The following is a 20,604-nucleotide window of genomic DNA, read 5'->3' as shown; positions in this document are numbered from 1 at the left end:
GATAAGGGGGGATTTGGGGATAGGGAAAGTTGGAGATATTCTAGTTGACTAGTTATATCTTGGGCGACTTGTCCTTTGCGGAGATCGAATTCGTGCCATTTATTGCCCCAGCGCAGTTTAAACTTTAGGCGCGTCCAGCCATCAGGGAGATGGGGATTGGCTACGGGGCCATTTTCGGTGATTTGGATGCCACCGAATCCAAAAATTACAGCTTGCCAAATACCGCCAGCACTAGCGCCATGAATTCCATCGCTGGTGTTACCTCGGTTATCTTCAAGATCCACCATTAACGCGTGCATAAATACTTCGTAAGCTTCGGTTGATTTGCCCAAATCGGAAGCTAAGATGGCGTGAACTGCTGGGCCAAGAGACGAACCATAAGTAATATCTGTACGGGGTGCGTAGTAATCCCAGTTTACCTGCAATGCTTTTTCGCTGTAGGGAAAATCTGTTGATTCTCGCATTAAATAAAGAAGCATCAATATATCTGGTTGTTTTATTACTTGATATTTGTTAGTTTGATCGACACCCAAGACGGCTTGCATGGAGCGATCGCGCCCTTTATCGTCTGCTAAATTTATATCTTCTAATTGGAAAAATCCCTCGCACTGCTCAATGAGTTGTGTTGATGGATCGTAGAGAAACAATATTTTGGCGATAATATCTTGCCAGTGCGATCGCTGTTCTGAGGTGAGTTGCAGTTTCTCTTCTAATTCTCTGGCTCGTTCGGGGAATTTTTGAACCAACCAATCATAAACTGCGATCGCTTTCTCTAAATGCCATTGCGCCATCCGGTTTGTAAAGGCGTTGTTGTGAACGAGTTCATGGTATTCATCCACTCCGATTACGCCCCGAATTTCATACTGTTGGCGTTCAGAATTGAATTCTACCCGGCTGGCCCAGAAGATCGCGGTATCTAAGATTATCTCTGCGCCGCACTTTTGCATCCACTCATCATCACCAGTGGTTTGCCAGTAATTCCAAGCGGCGTAGGGAATATCTGCATTGATATGAATTTCGCGATCGCGGCACCAAATCCGCACGTCTTCACCATAAAAATCGTTTCCGAGTGCCCAACGTGGTGTTACTTCATCTCCAGTATCAGCACTTTCCCAGGCAAACATTGCTCCTTTATAGCCGTAATGGGTTGCCTTGCGTCTAGCTCCTGGTAAGGTGAGCCAACGGTAAGTAAGTAGGTTTCGGGCGATCGCTGGTTGGGTAAATATAAACATGGGCAACATAAAAATTTCTGTATCCCAAAATATATGACCGCGATAGCCAAATCCCGAAAGAGTTTTAGCAGGAATGTTCACCCTGTCATCATTGGGTGGGCCAGCAATCAGCAGCTGGAAGAGATTGTAGCGAACAGCAAAAGTAGCTGTGCTATCCCCCTCAATCAGGATGTCACTTTGCTGCCAAACCTCATCCCATGCCTGCTGATTGGCTTTTTGTAGGGTTGCGAAGTCTGGCAGGTGCGCGAGTTTTTCTTGAGCAGCTGAGACTGGGGTATCAATCTCCCGCGAAGTAAAAACTGTCACTAATTTTTCTACTGTTACCACCTGTTGCGCCTTAGCTAAGAAGGTAGTGCTTAAGGTTGGATAACCAGGTGCAGTATTGACTTGCAAAGATGCTTCAGTGCCTAATATTGTCACCTTAGCAGCCATACCGAGTTCAATTCGGGAGTGGCGGGTGCGGCGTTGCAACCAGATTCCTTGGTCAGTTTTGCCTTGATCTAGTCCTTCCCAGTGATTGAAACCCTGATTTTCTGGATAGCCGTTGATACTAGCTTGAATTTCGATTAACCCATCAAAATCTACTGGCGTTAAATGGCAGCGTAGCGCCAAAACGTGGGGATCTGCAAGACTAGCAAAGCGTTCAAAGCTGATATCTATGGTGTTTCCACTGGGAGAACGCCAACGCAAAGCCCGGATGAGTAGTCCCTCACGGAGGTCAAGTTGGCGATCGTAGCTCAATATCTCACCTTGATCGAGACGAAAGCGATCGCCATTCACAATTACTATCAAGGGTAGCCAGTCAGGGCAATTTACCAGTTCAGTGTACACCACTGGCACATCGTCGTAGACACCGTTGATGAAAGTACCGGGCAATGCATGAGGATACCCTTCCTCAAAACTGCCTCTTGTTCCTAGATACCCATTGCCGATTGTAAAGACGGTTTCTTTAGATTGCAATTGGTCAGGGTCAAACTGGGTTTCGATTAATATCCAGTCTGTGTAAATAAAATGGCGAGAACGGCCTTTTGTTTGCATAAAGTGGGGAGTAGGGATTAGGGAATAGGAAATGGGAATTTTGAGTATTTGAGAGAGATGAACGGAGTTCTGAGGTGGATTCATCCAGTTCCGAGGTGGATGAACGGAGTTCTGAGGTGGATGAACGGAGTTCCGAGGTGGATGAACGGAGTTCTGAGGTGGATGAACGGAGTTCCGAGGTGGATGAACGGAGTTCTGAGGTGGATTCATCCAGTTCCGAGGTGGATGAACGGAGTTCTGAGATGGATGAACGAGTATCTGAGCTTAATGCTTCAAGTTCTAACTCCCCTTTATAGACTCAAAATCTCCAATCTACTCCCAATTACGAATTACGAATTACCCCCATGTGCTTTTCCAAAATCTTTTCGGCTCTAGGTTTATAAATGAGATGAAATAATGTTTCCATATAGCGATCTCTGGCTTCATTATTTTCTGGTGCAACAAAGTTCCAAAAAGTAAACATTTTTGCAAGCAGTAGTAATTGATTACTATGTAAATGCCAATTATATCGATTATGAATTCGCTGGCTCATCCATTGTGAAACTTCGTGCCAGTGTTCAGGGTGAGTATCGCATTGGTCAAGGAACTCTATAATTTTCTTTGCTGTTTCTTCTAAGTCCGTAGGATTAACATTAAATCGGTTTTCTTGGTTTTCGATAATTTCTAAAGAACCGCCAAATTGAGTAGTAAAACTAGGCAAACCAGAAATCATCGCTTCCAAAAGACTCCGGCCGAAGGATTCAAAGCGGGCAAAATGGACATAAATTCCCTGAGAATCTGCAACTAACCGGTAGGCTTCGCCGAGTTCACTGCTAGGGATACGCATCCCCACCCAGCGAATCTTGCCAGAGAGATGATATCGATCGATAACGTCGTAGAGTTTTTGAATTTCTTCTGCTTCTTGTGGGTTTATAGCTTCATCTGGATGCAGTTTACTACTTAAAATAATCAGGTTACAACGTTCTTGCAACGCCTGACTTTTACCAAAGCATTCAGCTAAACCAGTGAGATTGTTGATTGAAGTAATGGTATCAACGGCAAAGATTGGTCGCTTATTAGGGCAATCTAAGTTACCAAAGATTTGGGGGTCTTCGCGGCTAAATAGTAAGTCGTGGACTTGTGTACGAAGGTGAGAATCTCGGTCTTCTTTTTGGCTATAGGGAAAGAAAATATTCTCATTTACTCCCGGCGGCACTAAGTTGAATTTAGGACTAAACAAATCAATGCCATCAACTACATGATACAACTGCGGCATTGTAAAGCACTTATACGACTCATATTGACCTATTGTGTCGGGTGTGCCGACAATTTCTTGATAGGACGATGTGATAATGAAGTCGGCGGCATTCATGCTAATCAAATCGGCGGTGAATTGTACGGAGAAATGATATTGTTCTTCTAAATCTTGCCAATATAAGTTGCTAAATAGATATTTAGGTTTTGCCAAAGAATGAGCAATGTTGCACTGGGTAACTTTCATCCGGCGAGATAGAAGGAAGGCTACTAAGTTACCGTCGCTGTAATTACCAACAATCAGATTAGGTTTGACTTTAAATTGAGCTAGTAATTCTTTTTCTGCATCTATGGCAAATTGTTCTAAATAAGGCCAAATCTCAAATTTAGAAATCCAGTTGTTGGTGATTTCTGGATTGAATTCACCAAAAGGAACGCGCAATATCCAAGCATTTTCAGTATCTTGGACTTTTTCTAAACGCAGATTACAAAATGTCCCTTCACAGTTGGGGATTAGCCGAGTCAGAATAATTACATGTGGTTTAATGCCTAGCCGATCGAGTCCAGCGAGTTTAATTTGTTCCTGTAGTTCGTTTTCTAAGCTGCGAGCTTGTTCAAGGACGTAGATAACTTGACCGAGTGTTTCATCTCTTCCTAAAACATCTTCCTGTCCAACCCAACCGTGGATGGAAACGAGGACGACGCGAAAAACGGCGGGGACACGAGCCACAAATGCTTCTAAGATGCCAGGTTCTGGGGAGTAAATGAGTCGGTCGAGGAGTTCTAGGGTTTCGGAAACTCGCGCCGCAGTGTTACCCCAACCCGGCTCAAAGCCGAGTTCTTGGAGGTCTAAGCGGAATTTTTCATAAGGTTCATCAGGCGATCGCTCATTTAGCAAATTAAGTGCTAACTTAATTTGTTTGGCTAACTCAATACCGGAGGGAATGCGATCGCTAAACAGTAGGCGAACCCCATTGTGTTTTAGGCCCTGTAATGCTTTAAACAACATTTCTACCCAATATTCGGGGTCAGTCAACAATTGATTGCACAGGTAATGGTTAAGGAAGGCTAAACCTTGACCAATATTTCTGGGATCGTCGATTCTTGGAGAACCCTCATAAAAGGGGTGGAGGTCGATTTCGAGGATGTCGGGTTGGTAGCGGTTGACTAAGCGATCTCTTACATCTAGCAGTACTTGCGGTGTCATCTGCTCGAAGTTATTAAAATCGGCTGTCAGTCGCCAAACTTCCTGGTTAGCAATTTTGGGTCGAACCACGAACCAGGTATTTTCCTCTTCGATAATTATTTCATGAGTGTACTGTATCAGTTTGCCAACAGAAGAAGAGTGGTAAAAATAAGCTGGCTTTTGGGATTGATGACAGTAATCGGCAAAAGCTTGCAAAATCTCATTTCTTAGGAAGTAACGCTTACCTGAAGCACTCAACGTAGAAATCAACTGATGCAGAGCAGTTTTTTCATCACCGTTGAAGACAGCTTGAACTAGTTCATACATGATGACGAATTCCAAAACTTTAGCTAGACCACGACCTCATTTTTATCTCAGTCTCCGGTTCGGTGAGGTACATTTCCGATCTAATAGTAGGTAACTATGAAGAAAACTTACGTCTAGCTCTGGGATGAAACACTGCGAAGACTTCAAATCTATGGGATGAGGGAATTAGGAGTTAGGGCTTTTGCTTTACTGGCATAAAGAATTCCGTTCGTTGTAAACCACGTTAAGAGGATGAATGCGATTGAGGGTGAAGATGCGATCGCAGAGTCCGCAGCGATTGCTTCGTTCCACTCCGTTTCACTCGCAATGACATATCGGAAGTGATTAAGCGGACTTGATATAATTCGTAGTTCGTAATTGAGAAAGTCAGAATTGAATTTGGCTTTTCAGGTTGGCAGCGATCGCCTATTTTGCGTCAAGCTGATTTATCCACGAGTCTTTGAACTCCATTAATGAGCCTTTGATACTCGTTCACCAGTTTTTTATGCTTGTGCCTTGGTTGTCGGAGAGTGCGATCGCCATAATTAATCGAAGCGTAGGTTTCCAATGCCGGGGGTGCTGCCTCAAGACTTGAGTTACTAATCACTTTTATTTATCGGTTTGAAAAACAAGAGTATTTGCTCTTATTTGGTTGCAAGCCATAATATTGACTTCATGAGCTCCCAAGGTACCTTGCTGAGAAAAAAATCACCAATTTGATTGGTAGGCATAGTTTACTGCCGTAAACATCGCCTCTAAAAACTGGCGAACTGGTTGATGACTAGCGAACCTCGATGGGTTGTCGTTAGGTAAAACAGTCACAAAATCTTTCAAACTGTCCTCACAGCGAGAAGCAGAGAAGGACTAGGACAAACAGCATTGAATTATCGGGAGTAACAATTATGACTTGGTTAATTAGTACATTAATTATTGGGATATCTGCTGCTTTTGCAACTACCTTTGACGACAATTTATACTTGACAGCTTTCTTCGGAAAAGTCAATCGCAGTTTTCGTCCTAAGCATATTGTTATCGGTGAATTTCTTGGATTCACTACGTTAGTTCTTGCTAGTCTTCCTGGTTTCTTCGGCGGTCTTCTGATTCCCACCACCTGGATTGGATTACTAGGTTTGCTTCCTGTCGCCATTGGTATCAGTAATCTCATCAGCCGAGAAGAGCAAGCAGAGACAGTGCAAGCTGTGTCAGTTGACTTAACCTCTCCTGTCAAATCTGAACGCCAGAAAAAATCACTATTAGCAACCATCCGCGATCCTCAAACCTACCGCGTTTCTGCTGTCACCGTTGCCAATGGAGGAAACAACATTGGAATCTATGTACCGTTGTTTGCTAGTAGCAATCTTCCAAGTTTGGGTGTAATTCTGTGTGTTTGCTATTTTACTGTTGGGGTGTGGTGCTTACTCTCTTACAACCTGACTCGTAACCCTCTGATGACTCCCGTTTTAACTCGCTACGGTCGAAAAGTCTTCCCCTTTGTCTTAATTTACCTGGGACTCTCCATCTTAATTAAAAGTGAATCATATCGACTCTTACCTAGTCTGGCAATGTTTTCTAATTAGTCATTAAGTGATGTCTACGACGGGCTATGACGCTCTCTGCGAAACGCTGCGCGTAGCTTGCTCCCCTGTAAGGATACGAATACTCGCTAACACAACGCTTACGGTGTCGCAGATGAGTGCTATTCCCAGATATAACCAAAAAATCACGCGATCGTTTCCCATCCACAAAGATATTTCAATCACTTGAATTTATCAATTGCAATCAAAATAATATTTGATGTTATCAATCATTTTATCTAAAGTGAGAATAAAGCAGATTATTGATGGCTCCTATAAAATCAAACCCACTACTACGAATAATCATAGGAAGGAACTAATGAATCAATCAAATTCCAAAAAATTAACTCGGTGGCTTGTAACAGCAGTATTTCTGGTACTTGTAGCAGGATTTTCTCTCTTTGACCAGCCCAGCGTTAGAGCTTTAACACTAACACCATCTATACCTACGGGGTCTAAAGTAGCTCCAGCAATATCTCCAGTTAAATCACCAATGCAGACTGTAACTTCCTCGGTAACACCTCCAGTTACATCACCAATGAAGGCTGTAACTTCTCCGGTAACACCTCCAGTTACATCACCAATGGAGCCTGTAACTTCCTCGGTAATACCTCCAGTTGTATCGCCAATAGTGTCTGTAGCGGCAAATGTTAGACACTTATTACAAACCAATGAATGTGTCGGATGTAACCTAACTGGAGCAATGCTCAAGGATGCAAACCTGCAAGCCGCAAACTTAGAGAATGCGAACTTACAAAATGCAGACTTAGAAAGAGCTAATTTACAGCAAACAAACTTACAAGGGGCAAACTTTCAAGGAGCAGATTTAGGTAAGGTAAACCTTTTGGGAGCAAACCTGTTAGGAGCAAACCTATTTGATGCTGACCTAGAAAAAGCCAACCTGTTGGGAGCAAACCTGCAAATGGCTAACCTCCAGGGCGCAGACTTGGAAAAGACAAATCTCACAAATGCAAACATCCAGGGGACTAACCTGATGGGGGTTGATTTGGAAGATGCGATCAGACCGGAAGGATTCGCTATTCAGTGATTAAACTGAAGTTCTCAATGTAAATTTAATAAAAAACCTTAAAAGCCTGATTCAGTAATGAATACAGGCTTTTATTTTTAAAGGTTTGCACCCATATAATTGTCGGAGTTTGCGATCGCCATAATAGTAGATAAAGGCACGTCAGCAAAATACTGTTGCTGGAATTGTTCTTCGCGGACAGCAGCTAAAAACTTTGTCACTGCTTCATCGGCCAGGTTTTCTGCGCGATCGCTAGAATGCCAAGCAAATTGCAAATCATTGTCTTGTCGTTTGACTGTGAACCCTAAAGATTTTAAAGCTTTGATTCCTACAAGTAAGGTTTGGTCGCTGATGCCAATTTTCTCTAAAAGTTGGACGCGGGTAACTGGTTGATTTGTGCGACTGAGATATTTGGCAATTCCGACAAGAGTCAGCCAAATTTGATTGGGTGGTTGATGGTTGGGTTTAGACCAAGCGATCGCTAATTGTTGCCGATCGTCAAGCGTAGACGCGGAGCGGCTTGTCATTAGACATCGCCGCAACCATAAGCGTAAATTATCCCAACTCGTGGGACAATCTTTGAGAGTCAATGCTGTTAGCGGGGCGTTTAGCCCGTCTTGAGTTGCATGCTCTGAGTATTTCTGATTTCGTAAGTCTAAGATAAGTGGTGTTAGCGATAGCGGGGCGTTTAGCCCATTTCGAGTGTTAAGTGCTGAGTCAACACTAGGACGCACGGCAATTAATCTGATTTCATAGCGTTTTTTGAAGGTGTTGTAGTCTAATTCGGCTATGCAATCACACCTTCCTATGGGTAATTCATCTTTGTAGTGTCCCCACCATAAGCCCGGAAAAGCACTTCTGCCGGAATCATCCCGAATGTCAAACTCGGTTTTAATGTACTGTACCTTTTTCCCTTGCCAATCCTGCTGATTTCGATGCCAAGCATTTTCAAACCGGCAGTTTTGAATTAGCAACTTCGGAACAGGATTACCCATTCCACAAGGTTCTAGTACTTTAAATTCCAAAAACAACTCTTTCCCCAAGTCTGCAACTGTTACCGTCAAGTCTGCTTGCACAGTTGGCGTTAAGGTTGTGCTACCTAAAGATTGGCGCAACTGCTGATTAATCGCGGCTGTAAATAAAGGAATATTTTCCACCAACAAACTCAAACCGGCTGCAAAGGGATGTCCACCAAAGCGATGTAACAAGTGTGCTTGGTCTTTTACCAGTTGGTATAAATCGACAGAATTCACCGAACGGGCAGAACCACGGGCTAGGGATTGGGGATTAGGGATTGGGGATTGGGAAAATTCCTCCCCAGTCCCCAGTTCCCAGTCTCCAGTCCCCAGTCCCTCTGTACTCAACAAAATAGTCGGGCGGCCTGTTTCTTGCGCTATCTGTCCAGCAACTAAGCCCAATACACCCGCAGGCCATTGGGCATCTTCTAGGACTATGACGCTGGTGGTTGATAAGTCTAATTGAGTAAGTTTTTGTGCTACTTGCGCTTGCACATCTTTTTGCAAAGACTTGCGCCTGGTGTTTGCGAGTTCTGTAACTTCGGCTAATTCGTGACAACGTTTGACATCTCGACTGGTTAATAATTCAACGCAAAAACCGGCATCACCTTGGATGCGGCTGACGGCGTTGATTCTTGGCCCCAAACCAAAGGAAATATCTGTGGGGCGATCGCCACTTTTTTGGCACAATTCTAATAATCGCCCCACCCCCGGACGGCGACGCGCTGCTGGCGGCTGTTGAAAATCTGCTTGCAGTCGTTGAATTCCCAACTGCGCCAAGTAGCGACAATCTCCACTTAACTGCACTAAGTCAGCAATTAATCCGACTGCTACTAAATCTAATAAATCTTCTAACGGATATTTTGCAATATTAGGCAGAGTTTTATACAGTGCTTCGACCAACTTATAAGCTACCGCTACCCCAGAAAGATTAAATAGCTGATGTTCCCTTGAAAAATAGCGGGGATTGATAATTGCTGCGACGGGTGGGCGTTCGGTGGGTAAAGTATGATGGTCTGTAACTATTACATCTATGCCTAACTGTTTGGCGTAGATAATTTCTTCAATGTTCGTGCTGCCAGTATCGCAAGTAACAATTAATTTCCAACCTTGGTTTGCTAAATTATCAATCCCTTGATTATTCAGTCCGTGAGATTCTTTCAGGCGATTGGGAATATAGTAAATTAATTGAGTACTTTGTGTAAAAAATTGCCCTAGTCCATCCCAAAGTACCGATGTGGCAGTAATCCCATCAGCATCAAAGTCTCCCCAGATGGCAATTTTTTCTTTGGCGTTATATGCTTGTTGCAACCGGGCGATCGCTAAGTGCATTTCTTGCCCAAACTCAAAGGGACTCGCTGGTTGATAAGCTTTATAGTTGATAAAAGCGGTTAACTGTTGATTATCTTTAATTCCCCGTTTCCACAACAATTGTGCTGCATATATTCCACTTGATGCAGGTGTATATTGTTTCACCGCTTGGATGAACCACTCCGGGGGTTGTTCGGTTGCTGCTATAGTCCACTGTTGTTCTGACATTGTTAAATCGGGGATTGATCCTCAGTTGTTGGAGATTCACTTACTAGGATTCAATGAACTGGATAAAAATGTATCTCCATTGTTAGGGAAAGTTTTCGGCATTTCAGGAAACTATTTCGATCCTGGCAAAATGGGATCGTATTTCCAATCTCTTGAGCAAGTTAATCAGAACTGGGAATTGCTTAATTTATTATTGAACGAAAAAAACGAATATTTACCGAGTCTAGTTCTTGCAATGAAAATGCTTTCAAATGCTTTAGATTTACAAAAAGGACTTTATATTACTTTTTAAGTTTCCATGAGATACAGGATAAAAAATCCTGTGAATAAAATCAAAGGGAGATTTCTTGAATGTTGTCAAAATTTGGCAATGAGTCTTTCACTGCTTCTTCATTAACTTGTATGCGATCGCGATCGCACCGTTTGGCAAACTGACAATAATCGCAAGTTTTGCTACCCTCCACAACTTGAGGAAACTGCTGGTTATTTTGGTAATCTTCCAGCCAATGGGTTAACTGACTTAACAGTTGATTAAGTTTCTTTGCTATTTGTGTGTGTTGAGCAGTATTGTAATTAAATTTAATATTTTGCGGTTTGCCCTCCGATTGGACGAACCAGTAAGTCATGGAAATATTTTCTGGCAAATAGTCGCTAGTTTCTGCCAATACATAGAGATAAAGGCGTGTTTGCCAGTTGGATTCTAACTTGCGTTTATTGGGTGGTTTCGGATAAGTTTTCCAGTCGAGAATTTGCGCTTGTTGATTATCTGCAATCAATAAATCATAGACAACCGTCAGCAAATAATCCTGAACTTGCAGAGTTCGGTAGTGTTCACTTTCACGGAAAGTTTGATTATCAGATGCAGCCGTTAAAACTTCTGGGGCTGCATCGGCAAAAGCTAGCATCCAGCTTTGCAGTTTAGCATCCGCTTGCAGAAAACTATCAATTGGCAAACCCATTTCTCGCTGCTGCATAAGCAAGTGAAAACGACTACCCAAAGTTTGCCGTTCTTCTTGTTCGGGATTTGAGGGCGAATTGAGTTTTTCGAGATAGGTATGTTGAAATTTACGCGGACAAACTTCTAGTAGGTTGAGTTGTCCTTGAGAGAGTCGCAGTAGTTGAGTCGGAGTTAACAGCATTCTTCTATTTTAGAAGTTAAAAGGGCCGTTAGAAACCGCGTCTACACAGACCGGCAGTGAAGACCAAACTGTAAAATTATAGGATATCTACATGGGGAAGTGTCTCAAAACCTTGCATGGGAATAATTGGGTCAGGTAAGTTGCCTTTAGTCCCGATGGTCAAACCCTAATTTGTGGTAGCCAAGATTCAGACAATTAAACTTTGGAATGTGACAACAGGCGATCGCTTAAAAACTCTCAGAGCCGATAGACTCTATGAAGGAATGAATATTTTTGGGATTACCGGCTTAACATCAGCACAGATAGATCCTCTCAAAGCCTTGGGAGCCGTAGAATAACCGAAAAAATAAAAATAAAAGGTAAAAGAATGAATTTTGCCTTTTCCTCCATCCTTTTACCTTTTTTATGTACCTGATGCTTACTTCATGTTAGCCCTTGCGTCCTTAACTGCGGCAAAGAAAAATAATCCGGTGAGTGGAATGCTCAATGCGAGGATAATCGCCGTGACTTGGAAACCCAAATCTGGTTGTCCGTAACTCAGTTCAAAAATCGAACCGACAGCTGCGATCGCACTTACACAAGAACCACCCAGAAATAAACTGCTTTTTGGAGTTAAATACACTACTAGCCCCCTATGCTATTGGTTTCACCGCTTGATACGAGAAGCCATTCTTAGATAGCTCCTGGGCTAAAGTCAAGGAGTTTTCCACACGGTCTACAAATACCACGCCGTTAAGGTGATCCATCTCGTGCTGAATGCAGCGTCCCAGCAAGTCATTAGCCTTTAATGTCCGAGGACGGCCATACTCGTCCTTATAGGCAATTTCCACGACTTCGGGGCGCTTTACGTCTAGATATACATTGGGGATACTCAAGCATCCTTCTTGGGCAACAGAGATTTCGCGGCTTACTTGTTTAATGGTGGGGTTAATCAACACCAAAGGCAGATTAGCTGCATTTTCTGGTTCTAGGTCGATGACAATTAGTTGTTTGTGAATTCCGACTTGGGGGGCAGCCAAACCAATGCCATCTTTGCTGTACATAGTTTGCAGCATTTCGCGCACCATCTGGCGAAGTTCGTTATCTACTTTAGAAATCCGTTTTGCAGTTTGACGCAACACGCGATCGCCTAAATAATGAAGCTCCAAAGGTGGATTTTTTAACTTTTTTTTCTCTACAGCAATTTCAGAAGGCATGAGTCTCAATGGCTAATGGTGAAAATTCGTACTATTTTCATTCTATCAATTTAGGGAGTGGGGAATTGGGAATTGGGAATTGGGCATTATGAATTACGAATTACGTTAGCGAAGCGGGGCGTAGCCCATTACGAATTATGTTTAAGTCTTTTACCAAACTAGACTATCTGCTTAAAGAAACTTTCCTCGGTTTATTGCGGGGAGGTTGGATGAATTGGGCAGCTGTAAGTACTGTGACGGTGTTACTGTTTTTATTTGGTTTGAGCTTACAAACCTCTTGGCAAGTTGAAAAACTCCTCTATCAGTTTGGTAGCCAGCTGGAAGTATCAGTTTATCTTGAACCGGATACGCGGGTCGAAAACATTGGGCCACTGATCGCCAAAATGCCAGAGGTTGCGGCGATACAAAGCGTTACTAAAGAACAGGCTTGGACTAAATTAGTTAAGGAAATGAGAATTTCTGATATTGAGGGCGCTACCCAGCAGCTAGGTGAGAATCCTTTGGTTGATGAGATGAAGGTGAAAGCGCGTAATTCTCAAGTTGTACCAACTTTAGCAACGCAACTGGCTAAGTTGCCGGGAGTTGAGACAGTGGAGTATATCGATGAAGCAGTTAAACGCATTGCCCAGTTGCACCGGGGATTGAACTGGATTACTTTAACAATTACGATTATTCTGACCTTAACAGCGATCGCAGTGACTACAACCACAATTCGGCTGATTGTCATGGCACGACGACAGGAAATTGAAATTATGCAACTGGTGGGAGCAACCTCAGCTTGGATTTACCTGCCGTTTATTTTACAAGGAATTGCTTTTGGTTTAGTTGGTGGTGCGATCGCTTGGAGTTTTATTTCTGTGATTCAACAGTTTATCGGTAAACTACTAGCCAATCAACCTGAGTTTATCCAAGTTATCACCAACGGAGTACAACTCACTCCAGCCCAAATTTTACTATTACCCTTGATTCTCTTGAGTTTCGGTGCAGCTGTAGGATTAATGGGAAGCTTATTTGCTGTCCGATGTTTTGCTAAAGGATAGTCATTGGTCATTTGTCTTTTGAACTTGGAATTTTCAAAATTTTAAAATAACAACTGAAGTTTTGCATTGAACGAATATGAGATTAAACTTACAGGCTAATCAAATGACCAATGACAAATGACCAATGACCAATGACCAATAACCAATGACCAATGACAAAGGACAAAATAGTTATGAAATCACAATGGGAATGTTTTCTGCAAAATCTCGGTATATGGGAAGGTTCATTTACCAATTTTTCTCCCCAAGGTACGCTTCTGAACGATACTTCTAGTCGTCTTTCGCTGGAGAGTTTGAACAATAACCAGACAGTCCGCCTAACTCTAAGTCGTTCGGGAAAGAATGATGTAATCAGAGAATTTAGTTCTGTAGGAGGAGGTCTGCTATTTTTTGAAAATGGTTCATTTTCTGAAGGTTTAATTCAGCTAGGGCCATTTTCCGAATTCGGTGGAGAACTCGCTTTTGTTCGTGAAAATCGCCGCTTACGTTTGGTGCAACTGTTTGATAAAAACGGTCATCTAAATGGACTAACTCTTATTCGAGAACATTTAGCCGGAACTCCAGCAGCAGAACGTCCACCCTTGGAGATAAATGATTTATTGGGAGAATGGCAAGGTCAAGCAGTGACAATCTATCGAGATTTGCGATCGCCTAATATTTACTCTACAACTCTGAAAATACAACTTGATGATGCTGGGCGGTTAATTCAAAGTACTTCTTTTGGGGAACGTACAATTACCTCAACTGCTACCATCAAAGGTTCCATCGTTCTCTTTGACCAAGATCCAGAAAAGCAGGTACAAGTATTATTGTTACCTGATGGCGCTTCTGCAACTTCTCCCCTCAAGGTGCAGTTACGTCAACCCTTATTCTTGGAAGCGGGTTGGTTAATCCAGCCAAACCTGCGCCAGAGGATGATTCGCAGCTATAACGAGAAAGGCGAATGGGTTAGTTTGACGTTAGTTACTGAAGAAAAATTGTAAAAAACTTTTATAGACCTCCAGCAAAAACTGTCTCCTTCAAGAAATGTTCTTAGGTAGTTGCACAGTGAACAAAGTACCTTTGCCTAGTTCAGAGGCGACATGGATAGTTCCTGCGTGCCCTTCTACAATCCGCTGGGATAGATGTAGTCCTAAACCACTACCTGAGCGTTTATGTTTGCCTTGGCGAAATCGCTCGAAAATTGTTGCCCGATCTTCGGGCGCAATCCCATATCCTGTATCTTGTACCTCAATCGTTACCGAATCTTGATTTCCTGAATCAGGTGATGTTTCAAAAATGCGGATTGTTATGCCTCCTGTATCTGTAAATTTGATGGCATTTGCGATCAAATTATTTAGCACTCGCCGTAATTCCAAGCGATCGCCCATAATAACAACAGCATTTTTACCGAGTGATTCTATTTTACTAGTGTCTATTGTTAGAGTTAAACCTCTTTCGCTAGTTAGAGGACTTAGTTCGCCGACTACTTCTTGAGATATCTCACGTAAATCGCATTCCTCCCAATTCAACGTTTTTTTACCTGCTTCAAAGCGATAGACTTCTAACAGAGTGTTTACCATTTCCATCAAATTTTGGTTACTGCGAATCATAACTGCGATCGCTTGTTTCATTTCCGGCGAAATTTTGCAGAATGTTTCCATCTCAAACAAATTCAACATGCGATCTGCTGCTACTAGGGGAGTTCGCAAATCATGAGTCAGACGGGAAACAAAGTCTTCTCGTTGGCGGGCCATTTTTTGTTGTTCGTCGAGACTCTGCTTGAGACGTAAGAGCGATCGCACCCTTGCCAATAGTTCATCAGTATCAAATGGTTTGCGAATAAAATCATCAGCACCAGCATCTAAACCTTCGACAACGCTGGATTCGTGAAAGGCAGTAATCAGCAGAATTGGAATATAAGAGAGTGCGGGGTTCTGCCGAATCCGACGGGTGACTTCATAACCATCTATCCCCGGCATCATCACATCTAACAGAATCAGATCGGGTGGAGATTGTTCAACTTGCCGCAAAGCTTTTATTCCATCTGAAGCCAAATCAATTTCATACCCCTCACTTTCTAAAATTGTTTGAACCAAAATAAGATTATCTCGAATGTCGTCAACTGCGAGGATACGATAAATTTTATTATTTTCAACTAAAGACATGATTAATCAACTTTTATTATTTTTTGGAAGTAATTTATATTTTAAATTTAGGATATCCTATTGGTGCTTCCCTGGCTTCAGAAGATGACTGATGGGGATTTTTAGGAGAGTAAAAATTTCCCTCATCATCTAACTGTGAATTTGGGGGATTGGCGGCTACATTCGTTAATGTGATTTGACGCGGCAATTCAATTTTAAATATTGAACCCATGCCCACTTTGCTCTCAAGAAAAATTTTGCCGCCCATCATTCGTACCAGTGAATCTACAATTGCTAAACCCAGTCCTGTACCTTGATATTTGCGAGTGATAGTTTGATCGACTTGTCGAAATGCTTCAAAAATACGTTTAAAATCTCTGGATGCGATGCCAATCCCTGTATCCCGAACAATAATTGCTACTCTATTTTCTGGTAGTTCCTTAACCTCAACCCAAATCTCACCAGACTCTGTAAACTTAATGGCGTTGGAAAGCAGATTAATTAAAATTTGTTTTATCCGCACAGGATCGTTAAATACCGAAGGATTTTGCAAATCATTTTGCACTAACAATGAGATATTTTTGGCATCAGCTAGCGAACGCATTTCACTTACAGCTTGATTTACGATCTTTGATACATCAAATATTTCCGCCTTCAAGTCTAATCGTCCTACCTCCAGCTTGGAAAAGTCGAGAACTTCATTGAGTAGCATCAGTAAATGCTTCCCATTATTCAAGATGCGCTCAACCATATCTGCTTGCTGGTGAGTTAGTTGAGCGAATTTAGGACGCAGCAGTATTTGCGAAAAACCAATAATCGCGTTCATCGGCGTTCTGAGTTCGTGAGACATCGTTGCCAAAAAATGTGATTTTAACCGCGATGTCTCCAATAGCTTGAAGTTTTGCATTTGAATATGTTGCTGTTGTCTCTCCAATTCCTGGTTCTTACGAATGAGTTCCTCTTTTGCCAAAGTTGCTTGCATTTCAGCCCGATAAATCCGAATCGCACTCCTCAAAACCTGTGCCAAGTTTTCTGGGGATATCCTAGATTTAGAAAGATAGTCTGTAGCACCAGCTTTGATTAATTCCACAGTAATTTGTTCATCTCCTTGACCAGTTAAAACTACTAAAGGAACTTGAATTTCCGAATAACGTAGCTGTTGAATCAAGGTTAGTCCATCCTGGAGTGGTAAGCGATAATCGAGGAAAACACAATCATAAGCAGTAGTGCTTAAGGCAGAAAATGCATCATTGCTATCACTGACTTCAGAAAGTTCCATTTGAACACCTGCTTCAATGAGAGCGCTACGGACTGCCATCCTGTCTACTTCGTCATCATCTACAACCAAGATTTTCAGTGTCTCTTCCATCGGTTTTTATTTTTGCCGCCAGATAGATATTGATGTATATCATTTCCCTTTTCAGATTATCCAACTAAAGAATATAAGATTTTCGGACATCTAAAATCTGTAACTTGATTGACTAAGGCATTTTGCACAATATCCAATACTTGTGGGGTGCTGCTATTATCTTGACGGAAAGGTTAAAGGCTTCAAGACATATCCAGCTAGATTTTAGTTTCCAGCTTTCACTCGCTATTGAACTTGATTTGAGACAGTCATCACAACTACAGGAGTTGCTCTCAATTGCGGGTCAGAAACTAATTCTTGGGGAAATTCGATACCGCCCGTCTTTGGCATCTTCAAATCTTTTCGCAAAACCAAGTGTTGCTCGACGGTAACTTTCGGAGGCTGTCTGCGATCGCCGCGCAATATAAAAGGTGAGCCGGGTTAATAATATTAACTTTCTTGAATGTCTGCTTGACATTCATCACATCAACTTCTTTGTCCTCCACTAGTAGTCTGTTAATCACTCTTTCGGGCATTTCCTTGGGTTAAATTCAGTCTGTTGTATCCTCAATCTGGTTAATTTACCAGAGTATTGAAATTAAACTCCTCGCAAATGACCAATGGCTACCAAAAAAGTTAGCAATTAACAAACCGAAAACTTTTGCTCTGAAGACAACGGATAGAGGCGATTAAAGTAAAATAAAATACTTTACTCAGCTTAAAACAATTGTAAATGAGTGAGCTAGCGACCGTCGTCACCCATTGGTGAGAGTTGCAGACCATTATCGTGTACCATAAGCTTGAACAGTTTTAACCATTAGATTGGTTAGATTCAGATAAAACTGCTTTGTGAATTTTAAGTAATCCTCCCTCCTGGAGTTTCGACCATTTTCTGAGCGATCGCGAGTCCTGTGTTATTATTCTCCTGGCGATCGCAGTCTCCCACTGTTCGGAAAATTACCAAGACCTCGATCAAATTTGAACGCCGTCTGATTCCCTTGTATAAGTAAGGATGCCCATTAGCTCCATCAAGCCGATGAATCTAAAGGATTGGTTCAAAACCCCTCGAAACTTTGTTCATCTTTTTGTAAGTAAACTTTGACCCGTTGTAAATTGTCTATTTTCCTAAGCTTTTTCAAAGCTTTAGAGAAGATAATAGTAATTAACTAATAAAACATGGCAACTGAAAGCTGAATTTTGAACAAGGGGGGATAAGTTTGGCATTCGTCTCAATATTTCATACTTTTTATCCAAGTATCTATATATCTTCAGCTAGATATGTCTTCTATCTAAATATTCAAAAATAGGAAATTTATTATTTCTACCGATGGATGCAGACTGGTTTAAAGATCATCTATCTTGAGTTTGGGAAAATAATAGATAGCAACTTACAAAAGGTAATATTTTGAAAGATGCAAACAGCGTCAGAGCGAGTGTAACTATGAATGAAATTAGCATTATTTTAATTGAAGATCATGACTTAACGCGAATGGGGCTACGGGCTGCATTACAGTCTCACAGCGCTTTGAAAGTAATTGGCGAAGCAGCAAATGCTACTCAAGGGTTAAAACTTTTGGAAACGGCAAAGCCAGATGTGGCTGTTGTAGACATCGGTTTACCTGATATGGATGGCATTGAACTAACCCGTAAATTCAAACGCCAGCAAGCTGAAAGCGGGCAAACGTCAACAAAGATTCTGATCCTGACGATGGATCATACAGAGGATGCTGTACTTGCAGCTTTCGCGGCGGGTGCTGATTCTTATTACATGAAAGAAACAAGCATCAGTAAATTAACGGAAGCGATTCAAGCAACTCACGGCGGTAACTCTTGGATCGATCCGGCAATTGCCAATGTGGTATTGCGGAAGATGCGGCAAGGTATTCCTGGAGAAAGCCAAGGTTCTGACAAGCCGAAGACTGTAAAAATTGAGGCGCTGGCATCAGAATACGAGCAAGTTTTGGAAACATATCCCCTAACTCAACGGGAATTGGAAATTCTAGAGTTGATTGTAGCTGGATGTAGCAATGGTCAAATTGCCGAGAAACTCTATATTACAGTTGGTACTGTCAAGACTCATGTTCGTAATATTCTAAATAAATTATGTGCTGATGACCGTACCCAAGCTGCTGTAAGGGCCTTACGTTCTGGGTTGGTAGCATGAGGAGTGCTGATTAGAGACTGGGAGATTAACTACTAAATAGCCCTTCAACCCAATCGTTCTTGCAAGCAATCAGCAATCCTTCGTGCTGCTCCCGATTTTCCCATGCGTCGCTCACCATTTTCGGCAATAATCTGCAAAATATCAGGATCTTTGAATAGAGACTGGACAACTTTCGCTACTTCTGCCGGCTGCTCAATTAAAATCAAAGATGAGCCTAAAAGGCGACTTTGAGCTTCAGCAAAGGCGGGATTATATTGTGGGCCATTACCGGGAAAAGCGATCGCAGGTTTCCCCAAACCGATAAACTGTTCTGTGGCTGTACCTGCCATTGCGATCGCTAAATCTCCCAAATGCAAGCAATCATTATAAGCTTTTTGTGTCAGCAAAAGATAAGCATTTCTTTGCTTAAATGTCAAGATGTTTGGATCGGGAAGTTTGATTGGACATGCTGATTGAATTTGCCAGCCTTGGGATTGCACGCTTTGGGATAAAATATTAGAGTCTAAACCAGGAGCGATCGCACCTAAAAATACTACTGTGCTAGAAGTATAAAAGATTGAACCTCGCTCTTGGAAACTCGCCATCAACGCAGATACGGCAATCATAATTATTTCCCAGTTAGTATATGCCTCTGGCGGACGGGAACCAGGCAGAAGAGTCACTACAAAAGGTCGGACTCTTTCTTGCTGTTGGGCATTCTCGCTATAAAATTGTTGGCGTGAAAACGTTGGTTCCAGACCATCCATCATGGGATTACCCAAATCAAAAGCGGGAATTGGCCATTGTTTTAATGTTTCGGTCGTCAGTGCATCTCTAGGGAACACCGCCTGACAACGGCGACGACTCATTAACCAACGTTCCCAAGGATGGTAAACTGAACCAGAAAAGTTTTCCCAACGTGCGTCTTTAGATTTACGTGGTAACAATCCAGCTTCATCCCGCACATAATATTCAGATTTTGCCGTACCCACAAAAGCATAATTAGCGCCACTAAAAGTTGCAAATAGCAGGGGGACAATATCTCCCACAGCTAAAATTGCTCTTTTATAACCTAATTTTTTTTGAGAACTCACCCATCGGCGGACAGATTTTATCTGGCTGAGAGTAAGTTGTAATAAACCACCGCGGACATCCCGCGCTAATTGGCGGCCATCCATATAAATAAAGCCGCCAGAAGGCATAGTCAGTACTGAACCGATAAAGGGGATATCTAACTGTTCGTAAGCACGTCCTTCACCCACCAGAGGTAAAGCAAATATCTCTGGTGGGTTTGATTGTCGTTGGAGTTCTTGCAAAATCCGAACAGCAATCATATCTTCTCCATGACCATTACTTAATACAAGTAACCGTAAAGGAGAAGTTGCAGTTTGGGAGTTAGAAGCTAAAGATAAGCGAGATGCATTATTCATAGAAACAAAATATCAAAATTAACTGTCTGTT

At 42.2% G+C, this 20,604-nt stretch carries 19 protein-coding genes and 1 pseudogene; 8 read left to right on the top strand and 12 right to left on the bottom strand.

Annotation, left to right across the window (positions count from 1 at the left end):
* Window positions 1–2,270, bottom strand: a 2,270-nt coding sequence (locus CDG79_RS21955) for a glycoside hydrolase family 65 protein (protein WP_094344016.1), incomplete at its 3' end; no start/stop codon positions are given.
* A gap of 74 nt (window positions 2,271–2,344) precedes the next feature.
* Here CDG79_RS21955 and CDG79_RS41250 point away from each other — a divergent pair.
* A complete protein-coding gene (locus CDG79_RS41250) occupies window positions 2,345–2,566 on the top strand; it encodes a hypothetical protein (protein ID WP_143855542.1) in 222 nt (73 codons plus the stop codon).
* 26 nt (window positions 2,567–2,592) lie between these two features.
* Here the strand turns inward: CDG79_RS41250 and CDG79_RS21950 are convergent, their stop codons facing one another.
* Window positions 2,593–5,016, bottom strand: a complete 2,424-nt coding sequence (locus tag CDG79_RS21950) for a sucrose synthase (RefSeq protein WP_094344014.1) — start codon at window positions 5,014–5,016, stop codon at window positions 2,593–2,595.
* A gap of 415 nt (window positions 5,017–5,431) precedes the next feature.
* Window positions 5,432–5,602 carry a hypothetical protein gene (locus tag CDG79_RS42600; RefSeq protein WP_189525081.1) on the bottom strand — a complete coding sequence of 57 codons (171 nt, stop codon included), beginning with the start codon at window positions 5,600–5,602 and terminating at the stop codon, window positions 5,432–5,434.
* Window positions 5,603–5,897: 295 nt separating this feature from the next.
* On the opposite strand from CDG79_RS42600, the gene CDG79_RS21945 reads away from it, so the two are divergent.
* Entirely contained in the window at window positions 5,898–6,572 is a 675-nt protein-coding gene (locus CDG79_RS21945) for a cadmium resistance transporter (RefSeq protein WP_094344013.1), read from the top strand.
* Between the two features lie 321 nt (window positions 6,573–6,893).
* Here CDG79_RS21945 and CDG79_RS45185 read toward each other — a convergent pair whose 3' ends face one another.
* Window positions 6,894–7,280: a hypothetical protein gene (locus tag CDG79_RS45185; RefSeq protein ID WP_317616598.1), complete on the bottom strand. Its 387-nt coding sequence runs from the start codon at window positions 7,278–7,280 to the stop codon at window positions 6,894–6,896.
* Here CDG79_RS45185 and CDG79_RS45180 point away from each other — a divergent pair.
* Window positions 7,273–7,617 (top strand): pentapeptide repeat-containing protein, encoded by a 345-nt coding sequence (locus tag CDG79_RS45180; protein ID WP_317616597.1) that lies wholly within the window; start codon window positions 7,273–7,275, stop codon window positions 7,615–7,617. The two genes, CDG79_RS45185 and CDG79_RS45180, sit on opposite strands and share 8 nt — an antisense overlap.
* Window positions 7,618–7,694: 77 nt before the next feature.
* Here the strand turns inward: CDG79_RS45180 and CDG79_RS21935 are convergent, their stop codons facing one another.
* Window positions 7,695–10,151, bottom strand: coding sequence for a single-stranded-DNA-specific exonuclease RecJ (locus CDG79_RS21935; protein WP_094344012.1), 2,457 nt, complete (start codon window positions 10,149–10,151; stop codon window positions 7,695–7,697).
* Window positions 10,152–10,179: 28 nt separating this feature from the next.
* On the opposite strand from CDG79_RS21935, the gene CDG79_RS21930 reads away from it, so the two are divergent.
* Entirely contained in the window at window positions 10,180–10,443 is a 264-nt protein-coding gene (locus CDG79_RS21930) for a hypothetical protein (RefSeq protein WP_094344011.1), read from the top strand.
* Between the two features lie 40 nt (window positions 10,444–10,483).
* Here CDG79_RS21930 and CDG79_RS21925 read toward each other — a convergent pair whose 3' ends face one another.
* Window positions 10,484–11,290, bottom strand: coding sequence for a PD-(D/E)XK nuclease family protein (locus tag CDG79_RS21925; protein WP_094344010.1), 807 nt, complete (start codon window positions 11,288–11,290; stop codon window positions 10,484–10,486).
* A 173-nt stretch (window positions 11,291–11,463) separates the two neighbouring features.
* Here CDG79_RS21925 and CDG79_RS42595 point away from each other — a divergent pair, with 173 nt between their 5' ends.
* On the top strand, window positions 11,464–11,628 hold the full coding sequence (locus CDG79_RS42595) for a hypothetical protein (protein ID WP_189525080.1): 165 nt from the start codon (window positions 11,464–11,466) through the stop codon (window positions 11,626–11,628).
* A gap of 80 nt (window positions 11,629–11,708) precedes the next feature.
* Here CDG79_RS42595 and CDG79_RS21915 read toward each other — a convergent pair whose 3' ends face one another.
* Together CDG79_RS21915 and def are read right to left on the bottom strand one after the other, a co-directional pair.
* Complete coding sequence (locus tag CDG79_RS21915; protein ID WP_012410393.1) at window positions 11,709–11,912, bottom strand: hypothetical protein; 204 nt, start codon at window positions 11,910–11,912, stop codon at window positions 11,709–11,711.
* Between the two features lie 10 nt (window positions 11,913–11,922).
* Window positions 11,923–12,486, bottom strand: coding sequence for a peptide deformylase (gene def, locus CDG79_RS21910; RefSeq protein ID WP_094330502.1), 564 nt, complete (start codon window positions 12,484–12,486; stop codon window positions 11,923–11,925).
* A 137-nt stretch (window positions 12,487–12,623) separates the two neighbouring features.
* On the opposite strand from def, the gene CDG79_RS21905 reads away from it, so the two are divergent.
* Both CDG79_RS21905 and CDG79_RS21900 read left to right on the top strand, forming a co-directional pair.
* The gene (locus tag CDG79_RS21905; RefSeq protein WP_094344009.1) at window positions 12,624–13,526 is read left to right on the top strand and encodes a cell division protein FtsX; all 903 of its coding nucleotides are present in this window, start codon (window positions 12,624–12,626) and stop codon (window positions 13,524–13,526) included.
* A 173-nt stretch (window positions 13,527–13,699) separates the two neighbouring features.
* Window positions 13,700–14,509: a DUF3598 family protein gene (locus CDG79_RS21900; protein ID WP_094344008.1), complete on the top strand. Its 810-nt coding sequence runs from the start codon at window positions 13,700–13,702 to the stop codon at window positions 14,507–14,509.
* Between the two features lie 36 nt (window positions 14,510–14,545).
* Here the strand turns inward: CDG79_RS21900 and CDG79_RS21895 are convergent, their stop codons facing one another.
* The 3 genes and pseudogenes from CDG79_RS21895 to CDG79_RS21885 form a co-directional block, all read right to left on the bottom strand.
* Window positions 14,546–15,673 carry a hybrid sensor histidine kinase/response regulator gene (locus CDG79_RS21895; protein WP_094344007.1) on the bottom strand — a complete coding sequence of 376 codons (1,128 nt, stop codon included), beginning with the start codon at window positions 15,671–15,673 and terminating at the stop codon, window positions 14,546–14,548.
* 34 nt (window positions 15,674–15,707) lie between these two features.
* Window positions 15,708–17,021, bottom strand: coding sequence for an ATP-binding response regulator (locus CDG79_RS21890; protein ID WP_094344006.1), 1,314 nt, complete (start codon window positions 17,019–17,021; stop codon window positions 15,708–15,710).
* A 112-nt stretch (window positions 17,022–17,133) separates the two neighbouring features.
* Window positions 17,134–17,536, bottom strand: a pseudogene (locus CDG79_RS21885) (response regulator).
* 905 nt (window positions 17,537–18,441) lie between these two features.
* On the opposite strand from CDG79_RS21885, the gene CDG79_RS21880 reads away from it, so the two are divergent.
* Window positions 18,442–19,164, top strand: a complete 723-nt coding sequence (locus CDG79_RS21880; protein WP_094330507.1) for a response regulator transcription factor — start codon at window positions 18,442–18,444, stop codon at window positions 19,162–19,164.
* Between the two features lie 44 nt (window positions 19,165–19,208).
* Here the strand turns inward: CDG79_RS21880 and CDG79_RS21875 are convergent, their stop codons facing one another.
* The gene (locus tag CDG79_RS21875) at window positions 19,209–20,573 is read right to left on the bottom strand and encodes a lipid-A-disaccharide synthase-related protein (protein WP_094344005.1); all 1,365 of its coding nucleotides are present in this window, start codon (window positions 20,571–20,573) and stop codon (window positions 19,209–19,211) included.
* Window positions 20,574–20,604 lie beyond the last annotated feature (31 nt).

The sequence above is a fragment of the Nostoc sp. 'Peltigera membranacea cyanobiont' 232 genome, from assembly GCF_002245985.1.
Taxonomy (GTDB): Bacteria; Cyanobacteriota; Cyanobacteriia; order Cyanobacteriales; family Nostocaceae; genus Nostoc.
The sequence above is the reverse complement of the archived record's forward strand: the minus strand, read 5'-3'. Positions and strand labels throughout refer to the sequence as shown.

Excerpts from the sequence above, each read along its gene's own strand:
- CDG79_RS21950 (WP_094344014.1), bottom strand. The coding sequence starts at position 5,016 with ATGTATGAACTAGTTCAAGCTGTCTTCAACGGTGATGAAAAAACTGCT.
- CDG79_RS21945 (WP_094344013.1), top strand. The coding sequence starts at position 5,898 with ATGACTTGGTTAATTAGTACATTAATTATTGGGATATCTGCTGCTTTT.
- CDG79_RS45180 (WP_317616597.1), top strand. The coding sequence starts at position 7,273 with ATGCTCAAGGATGCAAACCTGCAAGCCGCAAACTTAGAGAATGCGAAC.
- CDG79_RS21935 (WP_094344012.1), bottom strand. The coding sequence starts at position 10,151 with ATGTCAGAACAACAGTGGACTATAGCAGCAACCGAACAACCCCCGGAG.
- CDG79_RS21925 (WP_094344010.1), bottom strand. The coding sequence starts at position 11,290 with ATGCTGTTAACTCCGACTCAACTACTGCGACTCTCTCAAGGACAACTC.
- def (WP_094330502.1), bottom strand. The coding sequence starts at position 12,486 with ATGCCTTCTGAAATTGCTGTAGAGAAAAAAAAGTTAAAAAATCCACCT.
- CDG79_RS21905 (WP_094344009.1), top strand. The coding sequence starts at position 12,624 with ATGTTTAAGTCTTTTACCAAACTAGACTATCTGCTTAAAGAAACTTTC.
- CDG79_RS21900 (WP_094344008.1), top strand. The coding sequence starts at position 13,700 with ATGAAATCACAATGGGAATGTTTTCTGCAAAATCTCGGTATATGGGAA.
- CDG79_RS21895 (WP_094344007.1), bottom strand. The coding sequence starts at position 15,673 with ATGTCTTTAGTTGAAAATAATAAAATTTATCGTATCCTCGCAGTTGAC.
- CDG79_RS21890 (WP_094344006.1), bottom strand. The coding sequence starts at position 17,021 with ATGGAAGAGACACTGAAAATCTTGGTTGTAGATGATGACGAAGTAGAC.
- CDG79_RS21880 (WP_094330507.1), top strand. The coding sequence starts at position 18,442 with ATGAATGAAATTAGCATTATTTTAATTGAAGATCATGACTTAACGCGA.
- CDG79_RS21875 (WP_094344005.1), bottom strand. The coding sequence starts at position 20,573 with ATGAATAATGCATCTCGCTTATCTTTAGCTTCTAACTCCCAAACTGCA.